The 15,986-nt window shown below is 63.9% G+C and carries 12 protein-coding genes, 1 other RNA gene and 4 pseudogenes; 4 read left to right on the top strand and 13 right to left on the bottom strand.

What is annotated here, in order from left to right:
- Positions 1–121: 121 nt before the first annotated feature.
- Together rng and PD885_RS06785 are read right to left on the bottom strand one after the other, a co-directional pair.
- On the bottom strand, positions 122–1,621 hold the full coding sequence (gene rng, locus PD885_RS06790) for a ribonuclease G (RefSeq protein WP_002802933.1): 1,500 nt from the start codon (positions 1,619–1,621) through the stop codon (positions 122–124).
- On the bottom strand, positions 1,621–2,193 hold the full coding sequence (locus PD885_RS06785) for a Maf-like protein (protein ID WP_002802931.1): 573 nt from the start codon (positions 2,191–2,193) through the stop codon (positions 1,621–1,623). Before PD885_RS06785 ends, rng begins: the two co-directional genes overlap by 1 nt.
- A 150-nt stretch (positions 2,194–2,343) precedes the next feature.
- On the opposite strand from PD885_RS06785, the gene PD885_RS06780 reads away from it, so the two are divergent.
- A complete protein-coding gene (locus PD885_RS06780) occupies positions 2,344–3,078 on the top strand; it encodes an SIMPL domain-containing protein (RefSeq protein WP_002802929.1) in 735 nt (244 codons plus the stop codon).
- A 48-nt stretch (positions 3,079–3,126) separates the two neighbouring features.
- Here the strand turns inward: PD885_RS06780 and PD885_RS06775 are convergent.
- A pseudogene (locus PD885_RS06775) lies at positions 3,127–3,357 on the bottom strand (transposase); the annotation flags it as partial.
- Positions 3,358–3,428: 71 nt separating this feature from the next.
- Between PD885_RS06775 and PD885_RS20550 the strand changes: the two are divergent.
- Positions 3,429–3,576: pseudogene (locus PD885_RS20550) on the top strand (IS5/IS1182 family transposase); the annotation flags it as partial.
- 33 nt (positions 3,577–3,609) lie between these two features.
- Here the strand turns inward: PD885_RS20550 and rlmH are convergent.
- Positions 3,610–4,080 (bottom strand): 23S rRNA (pseudouridine(1915)-N(3))-methyltransferase RlmH, encoded by a 471-nt coding sequence (gene rlmH, locus PD885_RS06770; RefSeq protein ID WP_002802927.1) that lies wholly within the window; start codon positions 4,078–4,080, stop codon positions 3,610–3,612.
- Positions 4,081–4,290: 210 nt separating this feature from the next.
- Here rlmH and PD885_RS06765 point away from each other — a divergent pair.
- A pseudogene (locus tag PD885_RS06765) lies at positions 4,291–5,416 on the top strand (IS3 family transposase).
- Between the two features lie 43 nt (positions 5,417–5,459).
- Here the strand turns inward: PD885_RS06765 and PD885_RS06760 are convergent.
- From PD885_RS06760 to PD885_RS06715, 8 genes and pseudogenes are all read right to left on the bottom strand, one after another.
- Positions 5,460–5,689, bottom strand: a pseudogene (locus PD885_RS06760) (transposase); the annotation flags it as partial.
- A 569-nt stretch (positions 5,690–6,258) separates the two neighbouring features.
- Complete coding sequence (locus tag PD885_RS06750) at positions 6,259–7,374, bottom strand: J domain-containing protein (protein WP_002802921.1); 1,116 nt, start codon at positions 7,372–7,374, stop codon at positions 6,259–6,261.
- A 7-nt stretch (positions 7,375–7,381) separates the two neighbouring features.
- A complete protein-coding gene (gene rsfS / locus PD885_RS06745; protein ID WP_002802919.1) occupies positions 7,382–7,795 on the bottom strand; it encodes a ribosome silencing factor in 414 nt (137 codons plus the stop codon).
- 57 nt (positions 7,796–7,852) lie between these two features.
- Positions 7,853–8,575 carry a nicotinate-nucleotide adenylyltransferase gene (nadD, locus tag PD885_RS06740; RefSeq protein WP_002802917.1) on the bottom strand — a complete coding sequence of 241 codons (723 nt, stop codon included), beginning with the start codon at positions 8,573–8,575 and terminating at the stop codon, positions 7,853–7,855.
- A 50-nt stretch (positions 8,576–8,625) separates the two neighbouring features.
- On the bottom strand, positions 8,626–9,654 hold the full coding sequence (holA, locus tag PD885_RS06735; protein ID WP_002802915.1) for a DNA polymerase III subunit delta: 1,029 nt from the start codon (positions 9,652–9,654) through the stop codon (positions 8,626–8,628).
- Positions 9,655–9,675: 21 nt separating this feature from the next.
- A complete protein-coding gene (locus PD885_RS06730; protein ID WP_040762096.1) occupies positions 9,676–10,326 on the bottom strand; it encodes an LPS-assembly lipoprotein LptE in 651 nt (216 codons plus the stop codon).
- Positions 10,327–10,508: 182 nt separating this feature from the next.
- On the bottom strand, positions 10,509–13,151 hold the full coding sequence (leuS, locus tag PD885_RS06720; RefSeq protein ID WP_002802910.1) for a leucine--tRNA ligase: 2,643 nt from the start codon (positions 13,149–13,151) through the stop codon (positions 10,509–10,511).
- Between the two features lie 73 nt (positions 13,152–13,224).
- Positions 13,225–13,836, bottom strand: a complete 612-nt coding sequence (locus PD885_RS06715; RefSeq protein WP_002802909.1) for a DUF998 domain-containing protein — start codon at positions 13,834–13,836, stop codon at positions 13,225–13,227.
- 206 nt (positions 13,837–14,042) lie between these two features.
- On the opposite strand from PD885_RS06715, the gene trxA reads away from it, so the two are divergent.
- Positions 14,043–14,900 (top strand): thioredoxin, encoded by an 858-nt coding sequence (gene trxA, locus PD885_RS06710; protein WP_002802908.1) that lies wholly within the window; start codon positions 14,043–14,045, stop codon positions 14,898–14,900.
- 496 nt (positions 14,901–15,396) lie between these two features.
- Here the strand turns inward: trxA and PD885_RS06705 are convergent.
- A non-coding RNA gene (locus tag PD885_RS06705) (sX9 sRNA) lies at positions 15,397–15,463 on the bottom strand.
- Between the last annotated feature and the right edge of the window lie 523 nt (positions 15,464–15,986).

Raw genomic sequence — 15,986 nt, 5'->3', positions numbered from 1 at the left:
TGGGATTGGTTACAGCGCGGCCTTGCACGGTCACATCAACATTCACTTGTTCACTACCAATCATGACGGTGCCGGCTTTTACACATCCCCATTCACGGATCCCAAATCCCAAATTCCCACCTCACAACAACACCACATCGAACTGCTCCTGCAGATACTGGTCGTCGGACTGGAAGCGGATGCTCTTGCCGAGAAATTCCTCCAGCTCGGCCACCGTCGCCGATTCTTCGTCGGTGATGCGTGCGACGACTTTGGACGAAGCGATCACGAGCAGCCGCGCCGCATCGAACTGGCGTACCGCACGGGTGATCTCGCGGAAGATCTCGTAGGTCACCGTCTCGGCGGTCTTGATGGTGCCGCGCCCGCCGCACTGGCCGCAGGTTTCCGACAGCTGCCGTTCCAGGCTTTCGACAGTGCGCTTGCGCGTCATCTCCACCAGACCCAACGGCGAAAACTCGTAAACGGTGGTCTTGGCGTGGTCGCGCGCCAACGCTTTTTCTAGCGTGCGTAGCACCTGGCGGCGATGCTCGGGGTCAACCATATCGATGAAGTCGATGATGATGATGCCGCCCAGGTTGCGCAGCCGCAGTTGCCGCGCCACCGCCTGGGCCGCCTCCAGGTTGGTGCGGAACACGGTTTCTTCGAGGTTGCGCTGGCCGACGAACGAGCCGGTGTTGACGTCGATGGTAGTCATCGCCTCGGTCTGGTCGATCACCAGATAGCCGCCGGACTTGAGCGGCACCTGCTTGTTCAACGCGCGCCCGATCTCGTCCTCGACGCCGTACAGATCGAAGATCGGCCGGTCGCCGGTATACAGCTCCAGCCGCTCGGCCAGCACCGGCATGTACTTGGCCACGAACGCCTGCAGCTGCACAAAGGTCTCGTTGGAGTCGACCTTGACCTTTTCAACGTCGCGGCGGATCAGATCGCGCACCGCACGCAGTGGCAGGCTCAGGTCTTCATAGATGATGCTGCACGGCGGCGCTTCGCGGCCGCGCCGCTCGACCACGTTCCAGACACGCGACAGATACGCGACGTCCTCGGCCAACGCTTCTGCCGGCTGGCCTTCGGCATTGGTGCGGATGATGTAGCCAAAACCACCATTCTTGGCCGAGACCTCGCCGACGATGGTCTTCAGGCGCAGCCGCTCGGCTTCGTCTTCGATCCGCGCCGATACCCCGACGATCTTCGACTGCGGCAGCAGCACCAGATAGCGCGAGGGGATGCTGATCTGCGTAGTCAGGCGCGCGCCCTTGGTGCCGATCGGGTCCTTGACCACCTGCACCACGATGTCCTGGCCATCGCGCAGCAGCTCGACGATCGGCACTGAAGCGACCGGCGGTGGTGGGATCGGGGTTTCTTCGGTATCGACCACGCTGGCAGGCGCCGGCGCGGGACGAATCACGTCGTTGGCGTGCAGGAACGCCGCGCGCTCCAGCCCCACTTCGACGAACGCCGCCTGCATGCCGGGCATCACCCGCTGCACTTTGCCCTTGTAGATATTGCCGACCACTCCGCGGCGCCAACCGCGCTCGATATGCAGCTCCTGCAGCATGCCGTTCTCGATCACCGCCACACGGGTTTCGCGCGGGGTGACGTTGACCAAAATCTCTTCCGACATCAATGCGCTCCGAAGGCTGTGAGCAACTGCGAGGTGTGAAACAGCGGCAACCCCATCACGCCGGAATAGCTCCCGGACAAATGGCGGATAAATCGTTCGGCGCGTCCCTGGATCGCATACGCGCCGGCCTTGCCCATCGGCTCGCCACAGGCCGCATAAGCGGCGATCTGCGCGGCATCGAGCGTGTCGAAGGTGACTTCCGACGCCACCAAGGCCCGCGCCGGCGCGTGCTGTACGCAGACTAAAACCACTGCCGTGAGTACCTGGTGGGTGCGCCCGGACAACTCGCCCAGCATGGCGATCGCATCGTCGACATCGATGGGCTTGCCGAACACCCGCTCGCCCAGGACGACCTCGGTATCTGAACCCAACACGATCGCATCGGGGTCGGTCGCCTGCACTAGCGCCAAGCCGGCGCGCGCCTTGTCCAGCGCAACGCGCTGCACGTACTGTTCAGGCGATTCGCCGGGCGCGCGCAACTCGGGCACGTCCAGTTCCAACGTTTGAAATGGCACATCCAGGCGTTGCAGGAGTTCTTGTCGACGCGGCGAACGGGAAGCGAGATAGAGCATCCGCCCAGCATACCTGTTGGCCGTACTCCCCCGCTTGCTTCGCGCGCACACGCGCTGCTGCCGATGGCCATGGTTGCGCTGTGGTTGCGTTCGACTCACAACATATTCATCGACATCCCAACACGCTCACATCTCAGCCAAGGAGATCTCATGCGTACCACCCTCAAGCCGTTGTTGCTGGCCCTGTCCATCGCTGCCGGAACCGCCATGAACGCCCACGCCCAGACCGCCTCAAGCCACACCATTCCCAACGACGGCACCCTGCTCAACGTGTCGGCCGAGGCGGAAGCCAAGCGCATACCGGACATCGCCACGCTGTCTGCCGGCGTAGTCACCCAGGCTGCCGAAGGCAACGCCGCCATGCGCCAGAACGCCGAAAAGATGAGCAAGGTCATGGCCGCGGTGAAGGCCGCCGGCATTGCCGACAAGGACGTGCAGACCAGCGGCATCAACCTCAGCCCGCAGTACACCTACAAAGAAAACCAAGCGCCCAAGATCAACGGCTACCAGGCCAGCAACACGGTCAACCTCAAGGTGCGCGACATTGCGCGTCTGGGCAAGGTGCTCGACGCCCTGATCGCCCAGGGCGCCAACGACATCAACGGACCCAGCTTCTCGATCGACCAGCCCGAACCGGCCTATGACGAAGCACGCGTAGCCGCAGTGAAGAAGGCCCAGGCCCGCGCCGAAACCTACGCCAAGTCGCTCGGCCTGAAGGTGCGTCGCATCGTCAGCATCTCCGAAGGCCGCGGCGGCGGCGGCGTGCGCCCGATGATGATGGCCGCCTCGATGCGCTCGGCCAAGGCCGAGATGGACACCCCGGTTGCCCCGGGCGAAAGCACCCTGTCGATCAATCTGGATGTGACGTTCGAACTGGGCCGTTGAGCGGATCGATTGCGTCTTGCCGGCACTCCAGAGTGCCCTCTCGCGGGGCAGTTGCTCGGCCAACAGCTTCTTTAGGCGAGCGTTTCGCCGGGTGTTACCTGCTGCAGGATCGTTGAGCCACGTGGCATCGGGCACGCTCATCCCACCGAACTTGCTGCGCCACAAGGAGGACGAGGCCTCATTGAAGCCATGTCGCCAGCACAGGTCTTTGATCGCAACACTGGCTTCGGCCTCGCGCAGGAAGCCAATGATCTGCTCTTCGGTAAAACGCTTCTTCACGTCCAATCTCCTTGAGTTAGGCAATTGGACTCCAAACGTGACTACTACTCATAGTTGAGGGGGGGCCTCGCGCCAAGCGCAGCGAACTGCATACCTTCAAAGTCATGCCCAAGCGCTGGATCGTTGAGCGCAATTTTGCCTGTTTGGAGGAGAACAAGAAGACTATGGAAAAACTGCGAGGGTAAGCTCGACACCACTTTGCAAATGATCCACTTTGCCAGCCATAAGAAAAACCGACACCGCGCATGCGACTCACGCGCGGTGATACGGATGATTGGCCAGCATCGCAGCGGCGCGATACAGCTGCTCGGCGACGATCAAGCGCACCACCATATGCGGCAGGGTGAGCGGGCCGATCGACCAGCTTTCGCTAGCGCTTTTCAGCACATCGGCGGCGTGGCCTTCCGGGCCACCGATCAGGAATGCCAGATCGCGGCCCTGGCCCCGCCAATGCTCCATGCGCTGGGCAAGTTGTTCGGAACTGAGCGGGCGGCCCGGCACATCGAGTGCAACCACATGGGCGTTCTTGGGCAATGCTGCGAGTACGCGGCTGCCTTCCTCGTCGATGGCGCGTTGCGCGTCGCGGCCCTTGCCGCGCAGGCCGGGTTCGATTTCGACCAGCTCCAGCGGCATCCAGTGCGAGAGACGTTTTTGATATTCGGCAAAACCCTGCGCCACCCAGGCCGGTGCGCGCTCGCCGATAGCGATCAGTCGGCATTTCATGGCCACATGATATCCGCGTCACAGCTTGGGCAGCGGAACCCCGTCGATAACACCGGTGTCATGGTGCGATTGCAGCGGGTTTCCAGCGTCGGCAAACCAGCCGGTCCGCTGGGGAGTCGTTCGAGGCCGATTTTCGATCCCGCGACGTCCCCCCAATTTTGAGTAGCGCCTCAGTTTGGAGTCCAATTCCCTACCCCGAGGAGATTGGACGTGAAGAAGCGTTTTACCGAAGAGCAGATCATTGGCTTCCTGCGCGAAGCCGAAGCAGGCGTGGCGATCAAAGACCTGTGCCGGCGCCATGGCCTCAGTGAGGCCTCGTACTCCCTGTGGCGCAGCAAGTTCGGCGGGATGAGCGTGCCCGATGCCAAGCGACTCAAGGACCTTGAGTCCGAAAACGCGCGGCTGAAGAAGTTGCTGGCCGAGCAGCTGTTCGAAAACGACCTGATCAAGGATGCACTGCGAAAAAAGTGGTGAGCGCACCCGCGCGTCGTGCGCTGGTGCGCGAGTGGATCGGGTGCGGTGCCAGCGAGCGTCGCGCCTTGGCGGCGATCGGTATGAGCGCCAGTGCGCTGCGCTACTGCCCGCGCGAAGACCGCAACGTTGAGCTACGCGAGCGCATTCTTGCGCTGGCGCATCGCCATCGCCGCTATGGCGTGGGGATGATCTATCTCAAACTGCGACAGGAAGGGCGCATCGTGAACTACAAGCGCGTGGAGCGGTTGTATCGCGAGCAGCAGCTGCAGGTCCGGCGCCGCAGGCGCAAGAAGGTGCCGGTGGGCGAGCGCCAACCATTGTTGCGGCCATCGCAGGCCAACCAGGTGTGGTCGATGGACTTCGTGTTCGACCGCACCGCCGAAGGCCGGGTGATCAAGTGTCTGGTGATCGTGGACGACGCAACCCACGAAGCGGTCGCCATCGACGTGGAGCGCGCGATCTCGGGACACGGCGTTGCGCGCGTGCTGGACCGACTGGCACACAGCCGTGGCCTGCCGCAGGTGATCCGCACCGAGCGCGAAGCCTGCCCTCGGGGCACAACAGCAAGGAGTTTTGCGGCAGGGCGATGGTCGCCTGGGCGCACGCCCGTGGTGTGCAGCTACGGCTCATCCAGCCGGGCAAACCGAACCAGAACGCCTACGTCGAATCGTTCAACGGCCGACTACGCGACGAATGCCTCAACGAACACTGGTTCCCGACGTTGCTGCATGCACGCACCGAGATCGAACGTTGGCGACGTGAATACAACGAGGACCGACCCAAGAAAGCAATCGGCGGCATGACGCCGGCCGCTTATGCCCAACATCTGGCAAACACCGATATCATCAGGCCCGGACTCTAAACCCGGCCGCTACTCAGGGCGGGGGGACGTCGGACGCGGCGGCCCTTTTTAGAATGTCGCGCTCCTCGGTGACCCGGCGCAACTCGGCCTTCAGACGCCGAACCTCGGCGCGCTACACCACGCCAGGCTTGCCGAACCTGTGCATCCAGGCGTACAGGCTGTGCATGGTGACCCCCACAGCCGCTCGGCGACCTCTGCGACCTTGAACCCGCGGTCGTTCGCTTGCTGGACCGCCTCGATCTTGAACTCATCCGTATACCGCTTGCTACTCATGGACACCTCCCAATCAGCCATTTTCCATGGCCTTGAGATGTCTAGGAGACCCTGGGCATATCATGCATTGCATGATGGCCGTGGCAAGTCTTGGTTGCATTTCGCGCAAGCGGAAATCGACGGCACGATGGTCTACAAAGACGGTCAACGGACGCCACTGAGGGACGGCAGGGATTCGTGAAAAATTTCTGTTTTGACAGCGAGTTAGCTCTCTTTTGGCTGTTTTTTACACGAATCCCTGCCGACCCTCATGTTGTTCAGACGCCAAGCATCACGCTGGCCATCACCGGGCCGTTGGAACGCGTGCCGTTGTACAGGTCGGACTAGCAAGCAGCAATTGCGAGCAGGTGGACGAGACCACTGCCTGCCGGACGGATCCAGTCTCTGCCCGGCAGCGTTGCACCGGTGACGGGCAGAACGCTGCGAGCGAACAATGCATTGCTGGCAGGTGGACGCGGCGAGGCGAATAGTCGAGTGCGGCATGTAGTACGAACACCGTGTCCGACGGAGACGTCGCATAACACGCTCGCTCACCAACAGGCGTACCGCCTCCAGCGCGACAACCGCACTCAGAGCCAGGGCGCGTCGGGCATGCTCGACATGACGCGTTGCAGCTTCAACCAGCGCTTGAGCGATTGCGGATTGGTCAGCTCACGCAGGCCCATGCGCGTGTCCATCAGGTCGTCTTCGATCTCGCGCTTGAGTTGCGCCATCAAACGACTCAGCCGGGCGGGCTTAGGTCGCGATGGCAGGTCAAGACTATATTCGGCGCAAAAGTTATAAGCCTTCTGCAATATCTGCTGTTGCAACTCCTTGCGCTGCCGATCCAGCTCGCGGTTGTAGTCCTGCAGCCGCGCCGCGCTCATCGCATCCACGCCCTGCGCATCCAGTAGGCCGATCTCGGCCTGCAGCTCAAGCAATCCCAACAAATCGCCGGATTTGTAAGCGGCATTGAGCCGCTGCATGAGGATGGTACGCGAGGCGTGGTCCTGCTCGTTCTTGGTGCGATCCGGATGCAGGTTGCCGGCCAGCTTGCGATACAACTCGCGCAGTGGTGGCGGTTTGGCATTCTCGACAATCGCTTTTTTTTCGGTACGCTTGCGACGTTGCGCGTGACGTTGCTGTTGCTGCGCGCGTTCCTGCTCCAAGCGCTCGCTGACGCGTTCGTAAAGCTCCTCGGGCGAGTCGATGCCGTCCAGCTCATCCGCATCCAGTCCGTAGGCCTGGCCGAGAATCTGCTTCATCAGCGCATCGGATTCGGAAACTTCCTGGTCGTACCCAACTGCGCTGTGGTGATCGTAAGTAGGTCGCAGCGCCTCGTGTCCGGACTCGATCAGCGGGCCGGCAATATCGCACAGCAACTCGGACAGGAACTCGCGATCGGCCTTACCCAGTTTGACTGTGGCATGCGCACGGTCGAGCGCTTCGACCAGCGCGATATCGGCCGCACGCCGTTGGTCGAGCAAGGGCTGCAATTCAGAGTAATAACGCTCGCGCCAGCGCGAGAGCGCTACTTGCCAGGCCTGCAATTCGGCGCGATGCCGCTCCAGGTCGCGCAGCAATCGGTCGAAGCGCTTGCGTGCTGGCGACAGCGCCGCGCCGGACGTTTGCGCAGGCTGGCTGCGCAGCTGCTGTATCGCTTGCGAGGCAGGCGCATCGGTCGGGGTGCGGACTTTGCTGGGCATGCCTGAGTCAGTCACTCTTCGGATCGGCTACCTCGTCGTCCGGACGCTGATCGCCAACGGTCCACAGACGCTCCAGCGCATAGAACTCGCGCACGCGCGGCAGCATCACATGCACCACCACATCGCCCAGGTCGACCAGCACCCATTCGGCTTCGCGCTCGCCTTCCACACCCAGCGGCATCACGTCCAGACGCTTGGCGAACTTGACTACTTCTTCGGCAATCGATTTGACGTGCCGGGTCGAGGTGCCCGACGCAACCACCATGTAATCGCAGACGCTGTACTTGCCACGCACATCGATCTCGACCACATCCTTGGCTTTCAGCTCCTCCACGGCCTCGCGCACATTGGCTAACAGAGCCGGTACAGACGGCGGGGGATTCGGAATGGAGGTCTTGATGACTTGGGCTTGGGTGGTCAAAGCGGGAGACTCGATGGAGTTGGTGTGAATTATAGGCCGGTCCGGGCGGATACGTGTTCAGCTAGCCGGCCGGACGCTGCCGTAGAGGCCTTCCTGCGCGATAAATGCCGCTACTGCCGGCGATACCAGCGCCTGCCAAGCGCCGTCCGTGGCAATGCGCGAACGCACCGCGCTGGCCGATTCGCCGCGTAATGGCTGATGCAATCGCCAAAGGCGGCCGGCCGGCGAGGCGACCATTTCGCTCGCGCTGGCGGCCCATCGGTCCTGTACCGCCGCAGCCAACTGCGGCGCGGCGGTCAGGTCCAGCGGCGTTCCCGGGCGAGCGGCGATGACGAAATGGGCCAACTCGAACAGCGCCTCCCACTGGTGCCAACCGCTCAGCCCAACGAACGCGTCGGCGCCGAGCAGCCAGGCGACCGGTGTCGTGGGGCCGAGTTCGGCGCGCAGTTCGCGCAAGCTGTCGACGGTGTAGGACGGCGCGCCGCTCTGAGTGGCGCGTCGGAGTTCGCGGCCGTCCAGCACCAGCCCCGAGTGATCGGCAAGCGCCAGCTCCAGCATGCGCGCGCGCTGCGTGGCGGTGGCACCGGGTGCAGGGCGATGCGGCGGGTCGGCAGCCGGCACCAGATGCACGACCGCGCCCAGCTCGTCGCGCGCGGCACAGGCGATGGAGAGGTGACCCAGGTGGATCGGATCGAAGGTGCCGCCGTAATAGAGGTGGAGCAAGGACCGGGGACCGGAGACCGGGGATCTGGGACCATCAACAGCATGCGCAGCCTGCATCGGACCTACGCTCTTCCGAGTTCCAGATCCTCGGTCCCCAGTTCCGGCTTTCACGCCAGCAGTCTCACCGCACGGGCTTCGGCCACTGCTACTAACAAGCGTTCCAAGCCTACCCAGGCATCGCCGTCGGCGCGGCCCTTGGCCATGCGGTCGATCAGCGAGGCTTCGGCGACGAAGCGTTCCCAGCGGCGTGGTTCGGGGTAGCGTTGCAGCGCACGTTTGAAAGGAGCCTGGCGCGATTCCCATAGGCCTTGCGCCTTCATTTCGGCAGCGAGGTTGCCGCCGTTGGCCTGCACCTTCGACAGGGACGCGGTGCGCAGCAGTTCCTTGATCAGGATCGGCATCAACGCAGCCACCGCTTCGCCTTCGGCACGCAGTCCGGCGAGCATGCGGATTACCGCAGCCGGCTGCCCGGAGAAGGTGGTTTCGGCCAGGCGGAACACGTCGTAGCGGGCGGCATCGGCGACCAACAATTCCATCGCCTCCAGATCCAGCACCTTACCGTCAGCCAGCAGGGCCAGCTTGTCGATTTCCTGCGCGGCGGCGAGCAGGTTGCCCTCCACCCGCTCGCTCAAACGTCGCACCGCGTCGGGGTCGGCACGCAGGCCATGGCTGCGCAGGCGGCGCTCGATCCAGTCGGGCAACTCGTGCGGTTTGATCGCCCAGGCCACCGAAATGGTGCCGATGCGGCCGACCGCGTCGGCCCACTTGCCCTGGTGCGCCTTACTCCAGTCGTTGGCGGTGATCAGCAGCACCACGTCCGACGGCGGGTTGGCGCAGAAGCGGGTGATGACCTCGGCGCCGTCCTTGCCCGGTTTGCCGCTGGGCAGGCGCACTTCCACCAGACGGCGCGGGCTGAACAGGCTGGGCGCGTTGAAGCTGGCGTCGAGCTGGTTCCAGTCAAAATCGCGGCCATCGGCATCGAACACTTCGCGCTCGCCGATGCCTTCGGCGCGCGCACGCGCACGCACCGCATCGGCCGCTTCCAGCACGCGCAGCGTCTCGGCGCCGGCAATCAGATAGACCGGCTGCAACGGCTGGTTGGACTGGCCGGCAAGCTGCTCGGGACGAAGTTCCATGACTGCGAAAGCGCGCGACGCTCAGTTGTTGGACGACGGCTGCGGCGCAGGCGGCAAAGCGGCCGGCACGTTTGATTCAGGCGCTGGCGACGGCTGCACCTGCGGCGTGGGGGCCTGCGGCAGCGGCGCAGTCGGCGTGCTTTCCAGGGTTTCGCCGCGCTGCAAACGCGCACGCACCACGCTATCGATGCGGCGCAGGATCGAGGCGGACATGTCCTTGCGCAATTCGTCTGCGAGGATCTCGCGCTCGGTCGCGGTACCGGTAGCGTCTACCGGCGGCGACACGTAATCGCGCGACAGCTCGATCACCTGCTGCGGCACCAGCACCGAACCGTTGGCGGTGGTAACGGAGAAGATGGCGGCGTAGCGCAGGCTGTATTCCTGCGCACGGCCCTGGCTGTCGATGGCGATCGGCAGGTCGCCCCAACGCTCGGACGACACCTGCACCTGCACAAAGCCGGTCTTGGCATCTTCGTCGGCCAGCGTGGCGCCCGCGGCCTTGAGGCCACGCCGCAGCAACTTGGACAGTTCGCTGTACTGCACCGCGGACTGCACCTTCACTGCCGGTGTATCGGGCGGCAGCGCAAGCGAATTGCGCAGATGAAATCCGCACGCGGTGAGGCTCGAGACGAGCACGAGGGACGCAGCGAAGGCAGTAGGAAATCGAATCATGGGCACAGTCTGGATGAGCGCCCCGGCGGCGGCAACAGGCGGCCAGCCTGCCCGACACCGCGTGAACGGGGCTTGAGATCGCCGCAGCATACTGCAACGACCGGGATGGCGAATGCATCGCCACGCGCTGCTGGAACAATCGACCCGAGCCCGCCTTGGCAGCGCACCCGAATCACGACCACTCACCCTGCCACGATATTCACGATCCTGCCGGGCACGATGATGATCTTGCGCACGGCAAGTCCTTCGAGGAACTTGGCCGCGTTCGGCTCGGCCTGCGCCAGCGCTTCGATCTGCTCGCGGCCGGCGTCGGCGGCCACCTCGATGGTGCCGCGCAGCTTGCCGTTGATCTGCACCGCCAACGTCAGCGCATCGCGCACCAGCGCGGCGGCATCGACCTGCGGAAAGGCGACATCTTCCAACAGCGTCTCGCCCCGGCCCAGCACCTGCCACAAGGCGTGGCTGGCGTGCGGGGTGATCGGGTTGAGCAACAGCACCAGCGCTTCCAGCGCTTCCTGGCGCACCGCGCGGCCCTGCGCGCTGGCATCGTCGAACTTTGCCAGCGCGTTGGACAGTTCCATCACCGCCGCGATGGCGGTGTTGAAGCTGTGGCGGCGGCCATAGTCGTCGCTGACCTTGCCGATGGTTTCATGGGTTTTGCGGCGGATCGCCTTCTGCTCGGCACTCAGGCTGGCCACGTCCAACGCGGCGGCGGTGCCCTCGCCAACATGCTTATGCACCTGCACCCATAGCCGGCGCATGAAGCGCGCCATGCCGTCGACGCCGGCCTCGTTCCATTCCAGCGACTGCTCCGGCGGTGCGGCGAACATAGAGAACAGCCGTACAGTATCGGCGCCGTACTTGGCCACCATCGACTGCGGGTCCACGCCGTTGTTCTTGGACTTGGACATCTTCTCGGTGCCGCCGATGCATACCGGGTGGCCGTCGGCAATCAGCACCGCGCCAGTGACACGGCCACGCGCGTCGCGCTGGACTTCCACGTCGGCCGGATTGATCCACTCCTTGCCGCCGTTGTCGGCATCGCGATAGAACGTATCGGCGATGACCATGCCCTGGGTAAGCAGATTGGTCACCGGCTCGTCGCTGTCCACCAGCCGCGCGTCGCGCATGAGCTTGTGATAGAAACGGAAGTACATCAGGTGCAGGATCGCGTGCTCGATGCCGCCCACGTACAGGTCGGCCGGCATCCAGTAGTTGGCGCGGCGGTCGACCATATCGCGTGCGTTCGGGCTGGTGTAGCGCGCCACGTACCAGCTCGATTCCATGAAGGTGTCGAAGGTGTCGGTCTCGCGCTCGGCCGGGCCACCGCAGTCCGGGCAGGTGGTCTGGCGCCAGCGCGGATCTGTCTTAATCGGCGAACCGGTGCCGGCAAACTCCACGTTTTCCGGCAGCACCACCGGCAGCTGATCTTCCGGCACCGGCACCGCGCCGCATTTGGCGCAATAGACCACCGGAATCGGGCAACCCCAGTAACGCTGGCGGCTCACGCCCCAGTCGCGCAGGCGGTAATTGACGCGACGCTGGCCCTGGCCTTTGCGCTCGAAACGCTCGGCCAATGCTTCAAAGGCGCCACCGAAATCCAGGCCGTCGAACTCGGCCGAATTGATCAGCTCCAGCTCGCGGCTCTTGTCGGTATACCAGTCGCGCCATTGGGTAGCGTCCCAGCTCTGTTCGTCTTCGGTGCGCGGCTCGCGCAGCCGGACTACCTGCACGATCGGCAGGCCGTATTTGTTGGCGAATTCGAAATCGCGCTGATCGTGGCCGGGCACCGCCATAACAGCGCCGGTGCCGTAGCCCATCAGCACGAAGTTGGCCACCCACACAGGCACCTGTTCGCCGCTGATCGGATGCACTGCGGTCAGGCCGGTGGCCATGCCGCGTTTTTCCTGGGTTTCCAACTCGGCTTCGGAGACGCCGCCGTGCTTGAGCGTTTCCAGCAGCGCAGCCAGCTCCGGGTTGGACCTGGCCGCGTGCAGCGCCAGCGGATGCTCGGCGGCGATTGAAACGAAGGTCACGCCCATGAGCGTGTCCGGACGGGTGGTGAACACGTGCAGCGAGTCGAGCGCTGCGCCGTTGGTGTCGCGCACGTCGAACCGGATTTCCAACCCTTCCGAGCGGCCGATCCAGTTGCGCTGCATGGTCTTGACCGAATCCGGCCAGCCGTCAAGTTGATCCAGGCCGTCGAGCAGTTCCTGCGCGTAATCGGTGATGCGCAGAAACCACTGCGGGATCTCGCGTTTTTCGACCAATGCGCCGGAACGCCAGCCGCGGCCGTCGATGACCTGCTCGTTGGCCAGCACGGTCTGATCGATCGGGTCCCAGTTAACCACCGCATTGCGGCGATAGGCCAAACCCTTGCGCATCAGCCGGGTGAACATGCGCTGCTCGTGCACATAATAGTCCGGCGTGCAGGTGGCGAACTCGCGCGACCAATCGATCGCATAGCCCAGCGACTTCAGCTGCCCGCGCATGTGCTCGATGTTGGCGTAGGTCCACTTGGCCGGCGCGGTCTTGTTCTTGATCGCGGCATTTTCCGCCGGCAGACCGAACGCATCCCAGCCCATCGGCTGCATCACGTTGTGGCCGGTCATGCGCTTGTAGCGGCTGACCACATCGGAGATGGTGTAATTGCGCACATGGCCCATGTGCAGCGCACCGGACGGGTACGGCAGCATCGACAGGCAATAGAACTTCGGTTTGTCCGACGTTTCGTCGACCTGAAAAGCGCGGGTGGCATCCCAGAACTGCTGGGCGGAGGTTTCGACCTGCTGCGGGTCGTAGACGTTCGGTTCGACGGTGGACATTGGTTGGAGCGGATGCTCGGGCGGTGCAAAGCGGTACAGGGTACCGCAGTGCAGCAGGTGCTCCAAACCGTCTTCAGGCGGCGCGCTTTGCCGGCCAGGCCCAGGCAGCCACTGCCAACCAGCCCACCCAGGCCAGGAACGCCAGACGCTGGGCAATTGCCTGGCCCAGCAGCCCAGGCGGGCCGAACGCCAGCACCGCCACTAGCAGCCCGGCTCCCAGGCTCAGCCAAGCCAGCCAGCGCATACCGGGATGGTTGAGCAACGCAGCGGCGATCAGCAGCATGCCGGGCACGAACGCCACTGCCCACAGCAACCAGGCGGTGGCATGGGCTTGGCTGGCACGGCCATCCAGGTCGGTAGGATCCAGCGGCAGCACGCCCATGCCGAGGAAGGCCAGACCGGCCAGCACGATCAATTGACCGCCCACGCGCAGGCGCCAGCCGGATTTGGCTGGCATGCGCGCCAGCAGGCTGACGCCGGTGGTCATTCCGAGCGCACCGACCAGCACGAACCCGAGCAGGTTGAAGCCCAGCGCATGCGGCACGCCATTGGCACCCAATAGCGCAACCGGGTGGCTGGCTTGCAGATAGCTGGGTAGTGTGGCGCCAAAACCAGCGACCGCCAGCACGAAGACCGTCGCTGCGATCAGGCCCAGGTAGCGCTGTACGCCTTCTGTACTTGCCATTGCGTTGCTCCAACGCGGGTGCGCGTGATGCACCACCAGAAAGCGGCATTTTCGTGCCGGGCGGGCATGGCGAGAACCCCCTGAACGGTCGCGGCCGATCTGGTGATCGCCGGTCTGCGCCAGTTGGCCTCATCTCGACCAACCTTGTGTCGGCCGGGTTTGCCACCATTACGTCACACTGTTCCCGTCATCTTTTCAGGAAGCTCATGTCCGACAAGCCGCACGTATTCGATGCCACCACCGACACCTTCGAGGCCGAGGTCCTGCAGAAATCGTTGACGACACCAGTGCTGGTAGATTTCTGGGCCACTTGGTGCGGCCCGTGCAAATCGCTGACGCCGATCCTGGAAAAGCTCGCCGCCGACTACAACGGTGCGTTCGAGCTGGCCAAGGTCGATGTGGACAAAGAGCAACAGACCGCTGCGGCGTTCCAAATCCGGTCGGTGCCGACGGTATTCTTGGTCAAGGGCGGCGAACTGGTCGATGGTTTCCCGGGCGTGATGTCGGAAGGCCAGGTGCGCGAGTTTCTGACCCAGCACGGCGTGCTGCCGGCCGAGCCGCAGGTGGTCGAAGAACTGCCGCTGGCGCCGCTGGACCCGCATGCGCAGGCCGCCGCGCTACGTGAGGCGATCGCTGCCGAGCCGGACAAGCACGAACTCAAGCTGGACCTGGCACTGGCGCTGCTCAAGACCGGCGACACAACCGAGGCCGAACAGTTGATCGACGCCCTGCCCGCCAACCTGGCCACCGACGACCGCGCAGTCCGCGCCAAGGCCCGCTTGAGCTTTGCCAATGTGCTCAAGGACGCACCTGATGCCGACGCACTGCAGGGGGCCGTGGCCGCCAACGGCGCCGACCTGCGTGCGCGTCATCTGCTCGGCGTGCGCCATCTGCTCGACGGCAACGACGAAGCCGCGTTGGAGCAGTTTCTGGAGATGCTGCGGCAGGACCGCGCCTTCGACGACAATCTGCCGCGGCGCAGCCTGATCGATGCGTTCCGCGTGATCGAAGACGATGATCTGGTCGGCCGCTATCGGCGCAAGATGTCGTCGTTGGTGTTCTGAGGATCGGGTTTGTGATCTGAGGATTTTTGTCACCATCGATTGTTGCGCGCCGATGTTTCGGTATCGCTGCTGGCTTGTGCCTTGGCAACAAAAGCCAGTTCAGCCGTCAGTGCCGGAGATGCCCGCCTACGTCCGGCCACTGACAATCCGTTGAGGCGACCGGTTGCGCAAAGCGCCGGTCGCGGCGGCTAACAGCAGCCCGAATCCACGCAGCCGAACCTCGAGCGCGCAACGCATGGTGTGGCGGCGCCGGGAACGTGCGCAGATGCGTGTGTGACGACGAAAACGTGCAGCAAAGCACGCATATGTCGTCCGTTCAATGTGACGCCAGGTTCCTTTAAGGCCCCAGCCTTTCGCAACGATGCGTCTGCGTTCTTTTGCATCATGTAATTTTCAGCTCACTCACGACGATGACGCATGCCACACAAGGTGGCCGCAAATGCCAGGACACGCCTGAGCACTTCGATTGCACGCTGAGCAGTTCGCACTTTAGAGCGGCTAACAAAACTTAGCGAGCGGTCGCCAGGACGGCGCGGAGGAACCACCGTGTACGCGTGGTACATGCCGATTCCGAGCACCGGCCGCGCCCGCCTAGCGATGAGCGCAGTAATTTTTTGGCCACTCTTACCGTTGATGACGGCACGTACGTCGCACCGCGCCTGCGCTCGAACGTCCCCTGCGTTGTCGCGTCAATCGACGCGTAGCACGGCCACCAGCGACCTCAGCACTGCAATCGAAGCCGGCACTGCCATGCGTTCATCGAAGGATGTGTCGGCCGTCAGCGCCGCACATCAGCGGCCCCACAAGCCCGGGCAGCAGTGCGCCGCCTTTCCCCAAAGCGAGGACATGCCGTGACGAGGCCCCCTTCAACTCGTGCTTCCCGGCCACTACGATTGAACAGCGCAGACATCGTGATCGAGATACAGCAGCAGCACGCTGAGACGCAAGCATACCCGGCGGACCCTGCACCAGCGCTCGGCCGAGCCCCCAGCCTCTCCAGGCCACGCCCCAACTCGCAGGGCGCCAGCGGATCTGGCAGCACGGCAGATCGGAATGGCGGCACCGGCGAAAGCCCGCTGCCGCAAA

Source organism: Xanthomonas fragariae (genome assembly GCF_900183975.1).
Classification (GTDB): domain Bacteria; phylum Pseudomonadota; class Gammaproteobacteria; order Xanthomonadales; family Xanthomonadaceae; genus Xanthomonas; species Xanthomonas fragariae.
This window is presented reverse-complemented; position numbering and strand designations above follow the sequence as displayed.

Bases quoted from the DNA above. Each gene is read 5' to 3' on its own strand.
- rlmH (WP_002802927.1), bottom strand. From the start codon at position 4,080: ATGAAATGCCGACTGATCGCTATCGGCGAGCGCGCACCGGCCTGGGTG.
- nadD (WP_002802917.1), bottom strand. From the start codon at position 8,575: ATGCAGGCTGCGCATGCTGTTGATGGTCCCAGATCCCCGGTCTCCGGT.
- rng (WP_002802933.1), bottom strand. From the start codon at position 1,621: ATGTCGGAAGAGATTTTGGTCAACGTCACCCCGCGCGAAACCCGTGTG.
- PD885_RS06715 (WP_002802909.1), bottom strand. From the start codon at position 13,836: ATGGCAAGTACAGAAGGCGTACAGCGCTACCTGGGCCTGATCGCAGCG.
- trxA (WP_002802908.1), top strand. From the start codon at position 14,043: ATGTCCGACAAGCCGCACGTATTCGATGCCACCACCGACACCTTCGAG.
- PD885_RS06785 (WP_002802931.1), bottom strand. From the start codon at position 2,193: ATGCTCTATCTCGCTTCCCGTTCGCCGCGTCGACAAGAACTCCTGCAA.
- PD885_RS06780 (WP_002802929.1), top strand. From the start codon at position 2,344: ATGCGTACCACCCTCAAGCCGTTGTTGCTGGCCCTGTCCATCGCTGCC.
- leuS (WP_002802910.1), bottom strand. From the start codon at position 13,151: ATGTCCACCGTCGAACCGAACGTCTACGACCCGCAGCAGGTCGAAACC.
- PD885_RS06750 (WP_002802921.1), bottom strand. From the start codon at position 7,374: ATGCCCAGCAAAGTCCGCACCCCGACCGATGCGCCTGCCTCGCAAGCG.
- holA (WP_002802915.1), bottom strand. From the start codon at position 9,654: ATGGAACTTCGTCCCGAGCAGCTTGCCGGCCAGTCCAACCAGCCGTTG.
- PD885_RS06730 (WP_040762096.1), bottom strand. From the start codon at position 10,326: ATGATTCGATTTCCTACTGCCTTCGCTGCGTCCCTCGTGCTCGTCTCG.